At 52.3% G+C, this 12,886-nt stretch carries 13 protein-coding genes and 1 riboswitch; of the genes, 3 read left to right on the forward strand and 10 right to left on the reverse strand.

Annotated features, from left to right (window positions below):
* Positions 1-79: 79 nt before the first annotated feature.
* Complete coding sequence (uptA, locus tag AC0YOB_RS22025; protein ID WP_210038309.1) at positions 80-697, reverse strand: undecaprenyl phosphate transporter UptA; 618 nt, start codon at positions 695-697, stop codon at positions 80-82.
* A 165-nt stretch (positions 698-862) separates the two neighbouring features.
* Between uptA and AC0YOB_RS22030 the strand changes: the two genes are divergently transcribed.
* Positions 863-1,309, forward strand: coding sequence for a cupredoxin domain-containing protein (locus tag AC0YOB_RS22030; RefSeq protein ID WP_210038308.1), 447 nt, complete (start codon positions 863-865; stop codon positions 1,307-1,309).
* A gap of 62 nt (positions 1,310-1,371) precedes the next feature.
* Positions 1,372-1,683: a dehydrogenase gene (locus AC0YOB_RS22035; RefSeq protein WP_475794592.1), complete on the forward strand. Its 312-nt coding sequence runs from the start codon at positions 1,372-1,374 to the stop codon at positions 1,681-1,683.
* Between the two features lie 188 nt (positions 1,684-1,871).
* Here AC0YOB_RS22035 and AC0YOB_RS22040 read toward each other — a convergent pair whose 3' ends face one another.
* The 9 genes from AC0YOB_RS22040 to yyaC form a co-directional block, all read right to left on the reverse strand.
* Positions 1,872-2,228, reverse strand: coding sequence for a hypothetical protein (locus tag AC0YOB_RS22040; RefSeq protein ID WP_475794593.1), 357 nt, complete (start codon positions 2,226-2,228; stop codon positions 1,872-1,874).
* Positions 2,229-2,304: 76 nt separating this feature from the next.
* Complete coding sequence (locus AC0YOB_RS22045) at positions 2,305-4,512, reverse strand: O-antigen ligase family protein (protein ID WP_475794594.1); 2,208 nt, start codon at positions 4,510-4,512, stop codon at positions 2,305-2,307.
* Positions 4,513-4,708: 196 nt separating this feature from the next.
* Positions 4,709-5,428: a PilZ domain-containing protein gene (locus AC0YOB_RS22050; protein WP_475794595.1), complete on the reverse strand. Its 720-nt coding sequence runs from the start codon at positions 5,426-5,428 to the stop codon at positions 4,709-4,711.
* Between the two features lie 137 nt (positions 5,429-5,565).
* Positions 5,566-5,658, reverse strand: a riboswitch (cyclic di-GMP riboswitch).
* Positions 5,659-5,685: 27 nt separating this feature from the next.
* Positions 5,686-6,768: an HD-GYP domain-containing protein gene (locus tag AC0YOB_RS22055; protein WP_475794596.1), complete on the reverse strand. Its 1,083-nt coding sequence runs from the start codon at positions 6,766-6,768 to the stop codon at positions 5,686-5,688.
* 492 nt (positions 6,769-7,260) lie between these two features.
* Positions 7,261-8,916 (reverse strand): histidine kinase N-terminal 7TM domain-containing diguanylate cyclase, encoded by a 1,656-nt coding sequence (locus AC0YOB_RS22060; RefSeq protein ID WP_475789563.1) that lies wholly within the window; start codon positions 8,914-8,916, stop codon positions 7,261-7,263.
* Between the two features lie 132 nt (positions 8,917-9,048).
* Entirely contained in the window at positions 9,049-10,230 is a 1,182-nt protein-coding gene (locus AC0YOB_RS22065; RefSeq protein WP_475789546.1) for a class I SAM-dependent methyltransferase, read from the reverse strand.
* Between the two features lie 6 nt (positions 10,231-10,236).
* Positions 10,237-10,902, reverse strand: a complete 666-nt coding sequence (locus tag AC0YOB_RS22070; RefSeq protein WP_475789545.1) for a DUF6483 family protein — start codon at positions 10,900-10,902, stop codon at positions 10,237-10,239.
* Positions 10,903-10,930: 28 nt separating this feature from the next.
* Positions 10,931-11,773, reverse strand: coding sequence for an alpha/beta fold hydrolase (locus tag AC0YOB_RS22075; RefSeq protein WP_475789544.1), 843 nt, complete (start codon positions 11,771-11,773; stop codon positions 10,931-10,933).
* A gap of 54 nt (positions 11,774-11,827) precedes the next feature.
* Entirely contained in the window at positions 11,828-12,418 is a 591-nt protein-coding gene (gene yyaC, locus AC0YOB_RS22080) for a spore protease YyaC (protein WP_475789543.1), read from the reverse strand.
* A 192-nt stretch (positions 12,419-12,610) separates the two neighbouring features.
* On the opposite strand from yyaC, the gene AC0YOB_RS22085 reads away from it, so the two are divergent.
* Positions 12,611-12,838, forward strand: a complete 228-nt coding sequence (locus AC0YOB_RS22085) for a DUF1128 domain-containing protein (RefSeq protein WP_475789542.1) — start codon at positions 12,611-12,613, stop codon at positions 12,836-12,838.
* Positions 12,839-12,886 lie beyond the last annotated feature (48 nt).

A 12,886-nucleotide genomic window follows, 5' to 3' on the forward strand; every position in this document is an offset into this window, starting at 1 on the left:
AGTGATACACGGCCATCACATTAATCCGCTTTCTTAACCAGCAGCCTAATTATACCAAACCGGCATGCCAAACTACAAACTAAACGGACTTGCCGCGTCCTTTCAGCACCTTGACCATCACATAAATTACCAGGACCGCAAGGGCGATCAGAAGTGCCGGCTGGACATAAGGGGCAGCTTTCTCATCAATGTTCTCCCACTGGTCGCCCAGCTTCCAGCCCAGATATACAAACAGAAGCGACCATGGAATCGAAGCAAGTGCCGTCAGCAGTGTAAACAGCCAGAAATTCATCCTCGCCATACCCGCCGGAATGGAAATGGCTTGACGCATAATGGGGACGAATCTTGCGGTGAACACAATTCCGGACCCGTATTTGTTAAACCACCCTTCCGCGGTATCCAGATGCTTGGGTTTGATTTTTATGTATTTGCCGTATTTCTCGAAGAAAGGACGTCCGGCGTACCGGCCAATCGCATACAGAATCCACTGCTGCACAATAGCGCCGATGACGCCAAAAATAACGGCCCCAAGAAACGTAATCTGATGTCCGCCAGCATCCGATACCAAATAACCGCCGTAAGCAAGCACAATTTCACTCGGAATAACTTCAATTGCAAGACCAATGACGATACCAAAATAACCTAAACCTTGAATCCATTGAAGCATTGAATCAATGAAATTGTGAATCCAGTCCATTCCTCTTCTCCTATCGTCTCCCGATTTGGCAGGCCAATTATCTTTCTATCGGTATTCTAGCATACTTCCAGACATGCCTCCAGCGCCCTGAGTCATGCTCTGACAAGCCCTGGCATAGACTAGCTGTAATCCTATTACACGAATTAAAGGGGGTGAATGTTTCATATGTCCAAGATTTATGTGGTCAGCAAAAAGCAGATCCGCCTGTTCGCCGTTCTGCTGCTCGTCCTCTTTATCGCGGCAGCTTGTCTCAAATGGAATCAATCCAGAGCCGCTTTGGCCGCGCAGCCGGAGCCCCGGGTCTTTGAACTGGTAACAGGAGAGTTTGAGTCCACAACGGGTGAAGGCAAGAAAATAGAAGTATACCGCTGGGATCCCGGCACCATTATCGTGAATAAAGGCGATCACGTTGAGCTGCGCATCACCGGTATCAACGGGGCCTCGCATCCTTTTGTCATCGAAGGGCTTGGCATTAAAGGCGAGGTTACACAAGGAAAAACGACGGTGGTCCGTTTCGCCGCGGAAGCCAAGGGCACTTATCCGATTATATGCCTCACACACACCACCTTGGTGCACGGGGGTCCGATGGTTGGCTATATCGTCATTCAATAATGGCGTGTGACAGGTCATAACGGGCATGCATATATAGGGGGTAGAGAGGAGTCGATTATTCGATGAAATCGTCTACCCCGGGCAACCAGGCGGGTTATCCGACCGCCCGCAAAATCAGGCGCGCCTGCGAGAATGAGCTGTATCGCACAGTCAAAAGACTCGGCGTCTGGATATCCAAGGAACGCATCGAGCAGGCGGAAAAGATCTATTTCAAAAAAGTCGCGCTGAATCTGCCCTGGATTCACGAGAATGCCAGCAACCGGAAGATCCTCGCCGACTGGTGGGATGACAACGTCAGCGCCGAAATCGCGGAGCTGTGGGAGATTCCCCCTGCCAAGCTGAAAGCCGCTTTCCGCGAAGCCTTCGGCGGCTGACCTTCTCGTATTATGCTGCAGATCAGGCAGCTGCTGTATGATCATTGGAGCGAAGCGATGGCTTCCGGGTAGCATCGTGAACACAAGCAGTTATTATCTGTCTATGTTGAATTTCTGCAAAAATAAAGAGACTGCCCTGGAGTCTTCGGAAGACTTGGGGCAGTCTCTTTGCTGCGCACGGCCGGACCTCAGCCAATAACGGCAAAGGTTTCAACCCGCGCTGGAATCGTGCGGACGCGGAACAGCAGCCCGATTGGACTAAACACTTGAAGCGTGTAGCTCACATTTGTCAGCGTGTTGATGTTGTTGAAACGAACGACCCCAAAACGGTCAAAGGATGCCGTGGAAACAATCCGGTTGTTGCGGATCAATCGCGCAAAGAATCCGGTCGTATTGAAAGGCACGCCGCTGCCCTGAACCCAGACAACCGTCAGCCGGCTGAAGATAGGTCCTGTTGCTTGAGCCAGACCTTTGGGCTTTGCCAAGCGTACGATTTTCCCCTTGCCCGGTCTTTTCATTTTCGGTTTGACGCATATTGCGGCCATTTGCCGATCACTCCCATCAAGTTCATACTCCAGCGTATGCTGCAGCAGCTTAAGGGAATGGGCTAAAGCGCCTCTATCACGCGTTTATCTTTTCTGTCTCCGGACTGCTCGTCTTCGTCTGTGCAGCGGTTCTGGCCCGGGCGAGCTCGCTTAACAGCAGCCGTGTATCATCCGCTGCCTTCCGCGATTCCACAGTGACTTCGAAATCCCGCCCTCCCCGTCTGGTTGCGGCTCCTTGGGATTCAAAAGCCTCGAAGAACGCCAGGGCTGTAGCTGCGGCAAGACGGGAATCGTCAAGCCGGCCCCCGGCCTGCTTATCCCGGGCCAATCGGGCCATCGTCATAATCGCCCCTGTCTGGTTATCCCGATCATAATGATCATATTGCAGGGCCAGGCGCAGATAGGCTGCTGCTTGTTTCACGTTCCCCAGCCTGGCATGGCAAAGACCAAGGGCGCTGAGCAGCGGTACGGACTGCGGTTCATAGCGCAGTCCGGCCTCCAGCTGTCTTGCGCCGGTAATCGGCGGTACCAGCTGCGAGAGCTCTACACGAATCCGGCTCCAATAGGGATTGGCTGCCAAAGCCTGTTCCAGCAGCGCAGTCTGCTCATTCCCTGCAGCCGAAGCAGCCGCCTCGCGATACGCCACAGCCTTGTCAAATTGCCAGCTGTTCGCGGAAGCAAAAGCAAAAACGGCAGCGGTCAGCAGGACTGCTGTAAATTGGAAGCCAGCCTGCCACTTCGCAGCTGTCCTTTTGCCGAGGGATACCGATCTTGGCGGAAGCTGCCCGGAGCCAGGAGAAGCAAATAACGATTGCCCGCTCTGCGCGGCCCCCGGGTACGGACTGTAGTAGACGAGCCAGCTAAACAGAAGCAGCCAATAGTAACCGAAGGACATGTCAAAATCGACGGCGGCATGAACCAGCAGTACGCCGACAGGGAGGATTCCTGCCCGATCATGCCTCCAAACTATCCGCAAAAGCCCGTACATCATGAGAGCAAATACGATTAATCCGACAATTCCAAGATCAAGCAGCAGATCCAAATAACCGCTATGCACTTCGTTACCAATATACGGGTAGGTTTGGATTTGGGTAAAGAGCATCCGCCAGGTATCCCCGCCCTGACCCAGGAGAGGCGCCTCCAGAAATAGGCTCCATGCATCCTTGTAGAACATCGTACGCGCGCCTGCGGTTTGAAAATGGCCGCTGCTTATCCGCCCTTGAATTACTGCCGGCAGGAGAAGCGCCATAATCAGACAGGCTGCTCCCAACCCGCCCCACGCGGCAAGCTCAAGCTTTCTTCCGGACAAGCCGGCAAATACCGTGCGAAGTGCGGTGAAGCCCGCTGCAGATGCCATCAGGATGGCAAGCAGCCCAAGCGTTTCCCCCATGTGGCCAACGCCTTCATGACTGCCTTGCAGTCCTGCGGCAAAGACAATACGATAGGCTGCCCCCGCCCCAACAAGCGTCCAGCCGCTGTAAACCAGCCATTTGACCCGCTGCTCCCTGGTCAGGAGCAGCAGTCCGGCAAGCCATCCGACAGCCGTTGTAAGCCAGGCTGCCCTGGATTCCGTAAGCAGCAGCACAAGCACCAGCGGCGTGGCCATCATGACGGCAAGCAAGAAAGTCCGATAACGGCCTGCACGTATCAAAAGAAGCCAGTTCCACAGCAAATAAGCTCCCGAGACGGCTCCGAGGAAATTCGGATACTGAACGAAGCCGGCCAGCCGGGCACCGACTGCGGATAAACTGGAATCCCCTGTACTCAGGATCATCTCCGGAACGTCTATCCAGCCGAGCCATCCGGCAAGCGCGCCGCCAATGAGGAACAAGCCGGAACCCTGAAGCGCCATGAACAGCCAGCTCCGGAATGGGCCGATTCTCAGCCACAGATACCCGGATATGAGGAAAGCTGCGTAAGCAGACCATCTGAGCACCTGCTCCAGAGTTCCATGTACGGAAGCCGGTTTGTTGACCAGACTCAAACCAAACAAAAGCGCAATAAGCAGCGGCGTATAAGCCGCCAGCGGCACCGAGGCCCGCACAGCCTCTTCTGCAGGCCCTTTATTTTTTTTCAATATGAAATATTCACCGATCCCGCTACTGCTGCCCCTTATCCTTCGTCTTTGCATTCGAGCCGTAATAAACAAGGACAAAACGGTTGAAGCCATAAGCATCCATTCCCATCTGTAAAAGGATGCGTCAAAAAACATTCCATTCTGGTATGCGGACCAAATGAGCAGCCCGGTAAACATCAGCCCGGCGGCACCAACAACGACTGGCAATTGAATCCCCTCTTCTATTTCACTTTTTAATTGTCCGATATATCTAAATTTTCTAAATATTGTAACATGTTTGAGAATGATTTGAAAATCAGGTGTCATGGAGCTGCTGCCTCAGCAGCAAGAAGAGTTTATTTTCTTATCTTTGAACAAAAAAACAGGCGCTCCGCGATTGCCGCGGTGCACCTGTTTTTTATAGTTAATGAGTCCGGTTGTCACTGGCCTTTTCCTGTTTCCTGCGGTAATAGGCTGCGACCTGCTCCCTCAGAATAAAGGCCCGCAGCGCTCGCTGCTGCAGCCCATCCAGATCGCAAAAGCGCGCTCCATAGAAGGATTGGGCTCCATCGCTGTCATAGCGTATGATCTCCAGCCAGCATGGCAGCTCAAAGCCCAGAGACAACACAGCTTCCAGACGCTCATGCGTCTTGAGCCTCGGCCCCTCGGCAACAATGAACCCCAGCCCGGATAAGCTTATATTTCGTATGGCCAGTTCCATATCTTCAATAAATTCAAAGTTTTCCGGCCCTGTTGACAATTCTCTTGTTTCAATAATTATCTTCTTCATGGTGCCTTTATGGTCAATCTGAACACGGGGAGACTCCCGTTTCTCTTCCAGTCCGCTCAAGGCCCGGACAGGAAAAATAACTGCGATAGATCCTTCCGCCTTGCCGATGACCGTCGACTGCAGACGTTGTATCCCGACCGGAGAGTAGATTGTCATCTCCACCGGATTGCCGAGATCAAATGACTTGTATTCCGTCATTTCAATCTCCATCATCTCGCCCTCAATATGGCTCAAGATCCCCGTTGAGACATATCCTTCTTTCTCGACTACGGTCCGGCTGTGGATTAATACCTTATCTGAGTAAGTTTGCTTTGCTTTCGTGTATAATTCCTTGCTGCGGGCATTCGTGCTCATAAGTACCATCTCCTTAGTGTGCAATCGCCTGGCCGAGTCTTGAGAGTTTGATAAGGGATTGCCTGTTCAAGGAAATGAAAAAAGCCGTTCCTCTGCCTCGGAGCCGCTTGACTTGCACCCTGCTGAAGGGTGTTCATTTCGGCAGCCAGGCTGTCAGTCGCTCCTTTTCAAGAACCTTAGACCCTTTAGCTTTGCGTCCTTGCCTTTCGGCAAGTTTGCCATTATCGGATATATATGAAGTTAGGTACAGGCGATTCTTACATTTCTTCCACGATCATGATACTGTGCGAATCCTTAAGGTCAATCTGATAGGGCTGGGCAGGAGGTGTGCCGTCCGCCTCGCGAAGGATCCGTACGATCGGGCGGTTGACCGCAAGCGGATTATTCAGAGCCACAACCGCAATCTGGCCCGAGCTGAGCAGTACCGTTGTCGATACCGGATAAATGGATATATGCTTGCAAAAGGTCTGGATCAAATCAAGATCGAAGAAAGTGTTCCCGGCCGCGAATAAAAACTCGATGGCTTCCGTAGGCGTATGACGCTTGCGGTGCGGCCTCGGCGAGGTTAACGCATCATAAACATCGGCCAATGCCACAATCTGCGCATATTCATGAATGGCATCCCCCTTTAGCCCACGCGGATAACCCGATCCGTTGTACCGCTCGTGATGCTGAAAAGCACAATGCGCGGACAACAGGGAAATATCGTGCTGGGCGCGGATAATATTGAAGCCATCCTCCGTATGCTTCTCCATCAGGACCCGCTCTTCAGGGGTCAGCGGGGAGGTCTTGTTCAGAAGATCCTTGGGCAATCTTGTCATCCCGATATCGAACAGAAGCGCTCCCATGCCCAATTCTTCAAGCTGGTTGCGGTTATAGCCCTTAGCCAGTCCCATTATGCCTGACAATATAGCCACATTCACGGAATGCTGGAACAGATAGCCATCCGCCACTTGAATATTCGTCAAGCTGACCATAACGTCGTCCCGCGTAACCAGATCCTGCATGATCTGGCCAAACACATTCTTGAACGTCCGGCCCATCTCCGGCGCAATGGTTCTGCCCTTGGTCATAGGATGGTCCTTCAGCGTGGTCATGGTTTTGAATACCGCATCATGGGCTTTTCTGCGCGTATCGTCGCGGATCGCTGTTTCCGGCTCCAGATCCTCGGTAAACGGATCTTCGACGAACAGCATATCGACTCCCAGCATCTTCAGGCGATTGATAAACCGTTCGTTCAGCTCGACACCGACACCCAGAAGAATGTTGCCATTTTCCTGCAGGATCGGGCGAGCCAGTTTATCTCCAGGCTTCGCCGAAAGTATATGTACTTTTCTCATCTGAGCATTCCCGCCTTTAGTCCGGTTGCATATTTGATCAAGCTTGCATCGCTGCCAGTTCGGCAGCACGCAGTTAGTGTAATTGCTTATCGGCGTATATCCTGATGTCTGCGATTTGCACAAGCATATTCAAGTCGCTCCCTTGGTCGGGAAAGTTGGCGCTTCCGACAGAGACGAAAGAGTTGCAATCCTGTCGATAGGGTATAAGCTTGTGCAATTGTTCATGATGCTGGCGAATGACAGCTTCAATCAAGTTTATCATCTGAATCAGGACAAATCATTATAAATTCGTCCACGGCTCATCAGGCGGTCATGCTTCGTCCAGAAAGCGTGCCTGCCGCCGGAAGGGTAAAAGCGGCATATGCCGCTGCGCTTGTCAGGATTGGCACCAAATCGCCCGACATGCCGGCAGACCATGCTCTCAGCCCTGTGTCAGCACGACCGCCCTGCAGCCAAAACGAGCATCACAGCACATAACGCTGCCTGCCTTGTCTAATACTGAACAATCCGGTTGCGGCCGTTCTCCTTCGCTTCGTAAAGCGCCTTGTCCACCTTGACGAACAGCTCGCGCAGATAAGACTTGCTATCCTTCAATTCAGTATCCGGCTGCGGCTCAACGGCAAGCATGCCTATGCTGATTGTAATGGAAACAGGAGCGTTCCCGACTCCGGTATCGACAAAGTTATGCTCAACAACCGACCGTACGCGGTGCGCCAGCTCTTCCGCCTGCTGCCTGGTGGTGTGGGGCAAGTAGACCGTGAACTCCTCCCCGCCGTAGCGGGCGAAAATATCCGTTTGTCTGAGCGTACTGCGGACCACGTCCGCCGTCAACTTGAGAACATCATCGCCGACCATATGACCGTATGCGTCGTTGATCGTCTTGAACAGATCGATATCAAACAACAGGATCGCATAAGGAATCTGATAGCGCATGTTGACCATGACCTCATGCTCCAGCTGCTGCATCAGATATCTCCGGTTGTAGCAGCCCGTCAAGCCATCGATAATGGCCATTTGCTCCAGCTTCCGGTTGGCCTGGTACAATTCATCCTGCATAAGAAGCAGCGCACGGTTTCTCTCCTGCAGCGCTTCATTCTGACGGTTGGTTTCTTCAATAAGCCTTCTCAGCTCTGTATGGTCCTGCAGCGTGATCACTCTTCCAATGATTTGCTGTTTAACAACAATAGGCGCGACATGTAAGGCAATATAGGCCATTCTGCCTTCCTCCGGCACTTCGATCTCGGTATGAACGCGCTCTTCAGGATGCAGACGGTACATCTCCAGAAAAGCTTCGGTCCTCTCACGGTCTTCCACTGACTGCAGAAGCTTGTCCATATCGAGCCTTGTACCGACTGAAAGCTGGAAAACGGGACTCACCACGCTGTTGAGATCAATCACAACATTCTGCTCGTCCAGCACAATAATACCGACAGACAGTGTATCGGCAACATCTTTTTGAGCGATATTCACGATATCGAACATACGGTGCTTTTGAATGGAGAATACAAAATAAATATCCGCAATTACAATTCCGAGCGACGTCAAGCCCGGGATGACGGGAAGCCATTTTGCAAGCACAACATTAAGCAATAGATCTAGCAGGGTAAAGCAGACAAAAACGCCAATACCGGTCAGGGCATTTGCAATCTGCGCACGGTCCGATGGCGGCGCGTCCGATTGGTAAGCACGGGTCAATAGCTTCATCGAGTACATAAAATAGGAAATCAGCATAACGATCATCAACCAGAATATCAAGCCGTACTGCCGGTCGTCATAACGTCCGTCAACGGCAGCAATGAACCAGTCATTTGGATTCCAGATAATCCCGACCACTACAAATACAGACGGAATCAGCATCATCAGAAGCACGTAGGGTCTGGGCGCGAATCCGTGATTCGTCAAATATTTGGTGAAGAGCAGCCATCCAAAGCCTAGCATGGACAAGCCGACAAACGAGACATTGATGCATATGAGCTGAAGATGAGGGTTGTCTGTCGTGTGGACTGCGATTTGGCCAAGCGGCCAAATCATCATGGAGAAGTGGAAAAACAAATATACTCTATGCAGTTGAGTGATAACGTTGTTGGCGATTACATAGACAAATAAGATGAAAAGCACGACAAAAAAAACAAAATCAAGCCATGTCATCAGTCCCACTATTATTCACCCAATCATAAGATTATTATGAAAAATGGCCCGGGACCTGCCACGCTCTCCCATTCTACCATAATCTACATTTATACGACAATAAATTAGTGCCCCAGTACGATGAGAGTCTATTTATGTCTCCAGCTCCTTATGAATCCGGGGCAATAGCGCCCTCTCCAGGTAGGGTGACAGCTGGAGCATGTCCCGGAATGTTTCATATTCGCGCCACTTCTTCGCAGAATCCGATTTGGGACCTGCAGCAGCACGAATTAACATGTTTTTGGGCGTATGCTCCGGATCAATGAATTCCAGCATCTGCACCTTGTATCCCAGAACCTCCAAAAGCTGGGCACGAACGGCATCTGTGGCAAGTGCTGTGAACCGTTCCTTCAGCAAGCCATGGGACAACAAGGGGGCCAGGGCATCATTCTTCACCTGTTTGAACAGCTCATGCTGGCAGCATGGGACGCTGAGAATAACCGAGGCTCCCCATTCCACGGCCTTGACAAGCGCCGCATCGGTAGCCGTATCGCAGGCATGCAGGGTAACCACCATATCAACCGCCGTCTGGTCGTTATACTCCGCGATATCGCCAACCTGAAAATGCAGCCGGTCATACCCGAGCTTGTGCGCAAGCCCGGAGCAGAAGGCGATTACATCCTCCTTCAAATCGAGCCCCACCACCGAAATCCGGCGCTGCTGCCGGATCGCCAGCAAGTGGTAGAGGGCGAACGTCAAATAGGATTTGCCGCAGCCAAAATCAACGATTTTGATCTCCCTATCCGCGGGCAAAGACGGCAAAACATCGCTCACCATCTCCAAAAACCGGTTGATTTGACGGAACTTGTCCTGCTTCTTCGGAATAACCTGCCCATCCCGGGTCATGATGCCCAGCTCCACGAGGAAAGGCGCGGCATCTCCCTCCCGGACAACCCGCTGCTTGGTCCGGTTATGGTCCATCCGTTCCTGACCGGCCTTGGCCGTCGGGGGCTTGACCAGCTTCGCCGCTTTCCCCTTCTTGTTGAACAGCACTTGAACATCGGCTCCGGCGGTCTTGAACAGCGCCTGGCGGTAATGCTGCTCCAGCCACTCGCCCATCCGCTTCGCAGCTTCCTCCCGGGGCACATTATCATGCGTGACCTTGGAAGGAAAGTGATATTCAAACTGATAAAAAAGCGCGCCTTTCAGTTCAATGGGACGCACTGTCGTCTTCTGCGGGGCAGTCCCGTCCTTGCGGCGCAGCTGGCTGTATGAAGCCTGTAGCAGCTCTCCGTTTTCTACCCATTTGACCAGATCTTCCTGCCAATTATCCATGACTTTCTATTCAGCTCCTAAACCAACTTCTCGATTCATGACCGATCTTTGTCCATCCTGTACCTCGTCACGCGGCAATCCGCCTGCCTCCAGCAGCTCATCCGGAAGCAGCAGCAGTCTTTGATAGAAAGACAAAGCTTCCTCCGCAGACAAAGCGCCATCCTCCAGCAGCTCATACATCATGTTCTCCGCCTGATCATATCGTTTGTCCGCATCATGCCACTCATATATCAGCGCTTTCGTTTCCTCCGGCAATTCGTAGGCGTCAAGCTTGGGAAGAAGCTCCAACGCTTCTTCAGAAGGCGTCCGCGGCATCGGAGGCGAGTCCAGCAGCGACAGGCGCATAAAGAGCTGCAGCGCTTTGAGCCTTACGGGATAGCTCTTCTCCGGAAGCCCCTGTTCGTCGTATATATCCGCTTCTTCCTTCATCAATAGAGCAATAGCATGCAGGTTCGCCGTCTCTACAACCCCGTTGGTCGTCATGATGCGGAGCAGATCCGAATCCGATAAGGATCGGATCAGCCTGCCGTTGAGCCGAAACTGCTTGTCGAGCATATCGTCGATGATCAGCAGCGCTTCCTCCGGCTTGCCTTCTCTGCGCAGACCCATCACCTGCCTGGCGACATCCGTCATTTGTTCAATCATCCGCATAAAAAAATCCCTTTGAAACATGGCTGGCCACTCTCCTCTATATTAAGGCTTACAGCGTAGATACAAAGCGGATAAAAGCGGAGATGCGGTCTCCCATCATATTCGGCTCTTCGATCATTCCCATATGACCGGAATTGCTCAGCAGAACCTGGGAGACACTCGGCCCTTCAGCCGTAAAAGTATTTTCAGTCGGAATGACGCCGTCTTCGGAGCCTGCGATCAGCAAACAGGGGATCGTCATCTGATCCAGCAATTCGCGTTTGTCTTCACGCACCTTCATCCCTCTTGCCGCAGCCGCAGCGCCTGCAGCGGAAGTCGCAGCGCCCACTTCAATCATCTGCAAAATACGGTCGGCCATGGATTCACGATGCTTCGGCGCAAACAGTTTGGGGACGAGTCCCTCAGCAAACGCTCTGATGCCCTCAGTCTGAATGGTTTGCACTGCCTTGTCACGGTTTTGCCTTGCAGCTTCTCCATCCGCCATGGCGGTAGAATGAACCAGGCTGAAGGATTGAAGCATCTCGGCGTGCCGCTCCGCAAAAGCCAAGGATATATAACCGCCCAGAGAGTGTCCGAACAGGCAGATCCGCTTGACCTCCAGTTGTTCCAGGAGCGAGTGCAGATCCCCGGCGAAGTCGTCCATCAGGTAGATGTCCCCGACCGGAGCCGGGCTTTTTCCGTGGCCCCGAAGATCAGGCGCGATAATCCGCCCAAGTCCCGCAAGCTTCGGAATGATAGGCTCCCAGTAGGCCGAGCTGCCGCAAAATCCGTGCAGCAATACGATAGCTGTATCCGCAGGCAGGAGATTCCCCGCTTCTCCTGTATCGTAATAGCCCAGCTTCACGTCTCCCGGCAGGTCAGCGGAATGATTTGCTAATGACAAAGACGCCATGGTAATCCATCCTCTCCGTTATATAGTTGAATGATTTATCTTCATCTGAAAAACTCAGACATAATCTGTCAAAACTGCAGTACCCGCCGATTCCCCGCTCCAGGCGGCATGGATGGCTTCCGCGACAGCGCGGGCCATTCCCATAACCTCGAAAAGCGAGGCCTGCTGAAGGCTCGAATACGGTTTTATACTCATCGGCGCCACAATGCAGCCCAGGCTGTAATCCCCAATGGGAGGCAGGCTTCTTCCGGCTGCCCTGCCGGGCAGCAGAGGACCGCGGGCGATCAAATAATGGCATCGCGGATCCATTGTCCCTAGGCACGCATCGATTGCGACAACCGTCCGATGGCTGGGAATATCCGCTACAGCCGCCTCGTAGTGATTGGCGTCGCAGGGATTTTCCAGTGTTCCAATGACAAAAGGCCAGCCTTGTTCGCTCAGCATCGTGCCCACCCATGGACCAAAGGAGTCGCCTGTTGAGCGGTCTGTTCCAATACAGACAAAAACCATCTGGCTGCGAACGGGATGCCGCTTTGCGATGTCCGCAAAAAACTCGGCTGCTCCCCGAATGTCGACCTTGTCCCTGTGCGGCTGTTCCTCATTGAAAGTCTTACGTAATTTGGCACGCTTGACCACGAAAGCCACACCTTACCTTTCCTTGCTTTACCCGGTTTTTCCTGATTATGATCTGCCGCCAAGCTTGTCGGATACCGCGGCAGATACCGGTTCTCTAATTGTACCTAAATCCGGGCGATGCATCAAACGCCCTGTAGCGGTCATTCTGATCTCATGATACAATACGTACAGCCATTATGGTCTTCCGGGAGGAGAGTAGCAATGAGAAACTTGAACGAACCGACGCAAGAAAATGTTGAGTATATGATAGAAACGGTAAAAACGAAGCTGCGGATGGCGTCCGGAGCCGCTATGCAGGCATCCCATTTCAAAATAGACTACTATGAGGATATCAAGGACATTTATGATGTAGTTGCCAGCAAAGACAAGTTCAGCATCAGCGAAGTCGAGGCCCTTGTCTCGGAACTTGGCAGGCTGCGGGGTAAATAACGCAAAATAGAACCATAAAATTACAATTGTCGACATAGTTTTCCAAAA

This window comes from Paenibacillus sp. JT31N17 (assembly GCF_056269255.1).

Excerpts from the sequence above, each read along its gene's own strand:
- AC0YOB_RS22055 (WP_475794596.1), bottom strand. The coding sequence starts at position 6,768 with ATGAGAAAAGTACATATACTTTCGGCGAAGCCTGGAGATAAACTGGCT.
- AC0YOB_RS22050 (WP_475794595.1), bottom strand. The coding sequence starts at position 5,428 with ATGAGCACGAATGCCCGCAGCAAGGAATTATACACGAAAGCAAAGCAA.
- AC0YOB_RS22060 (WP_475789563.1), bottom strand. The coding sequence starts at position 8,916 with ATGACATGGCTTGATTTTGTTTTTTTTGTCGTGCTTTTCATCTTATTT.
- AC0YOB_RS22065 (WP_475789546.1), bottom strand. The coding sequence starts at position 10,230 with ATGGATAATTGGCAGGAAGATCTGGTCAAATGGGTAGAAAACGGAGAG.
- AC0YOB_RS22075 (WP_475789544.1), bottom strand. The coding sequence starts at position 11,773 with ATGGCGTCTTTGTCATTAGCAAATCATTCCGCTGACCTGCCGGGAGAC.
- AC0YOB_RS22035 (WP_475794592.1), top strand. The coding sequence starts at position 1,372 with ATGAAATCGTCTACCCCGGGCAACCAGGCGGGTTATCCGACCGCCCGC.
- AC0YOB_RS22030 (WP_210038308.1), top strand. The coding sequence starts at position 863 with ATGTCCAAGATTTATGTGGTCAGCAAAAAGCAGATCCGCCTGTTCGCC.
- AC0YOB_RS22085 (WP_475789542.1), top strand. The coding sequence starts at position 12,611 with ATGAGAAACTTGAACGAACCGACGCAAGAAAATGTTGAGTATATGATA.
- AC0YOB_RS22040 (WP_475794593.1), bottom strand. The coding sequence starts at position 2,228 with ATGGCCGCAATATGCGTCAAACCGAAAATGAAAAGACCGGGCAAGGGG.
- AC0YOB_RS22070 (WP_475789545.1), bottom strand. The coding sequence starts at position 10,902 with ATGTTTCAAAGGGATTTTTTTATGCGGATGATTGAACAAATGACGGAT.
- uptA (WP_210038309.1), bottom strand. The coding sequence starts at position 697 with ATGGACTGGATTCACAATTTCATTGATTCAATGCTTCAATGGATTCAA.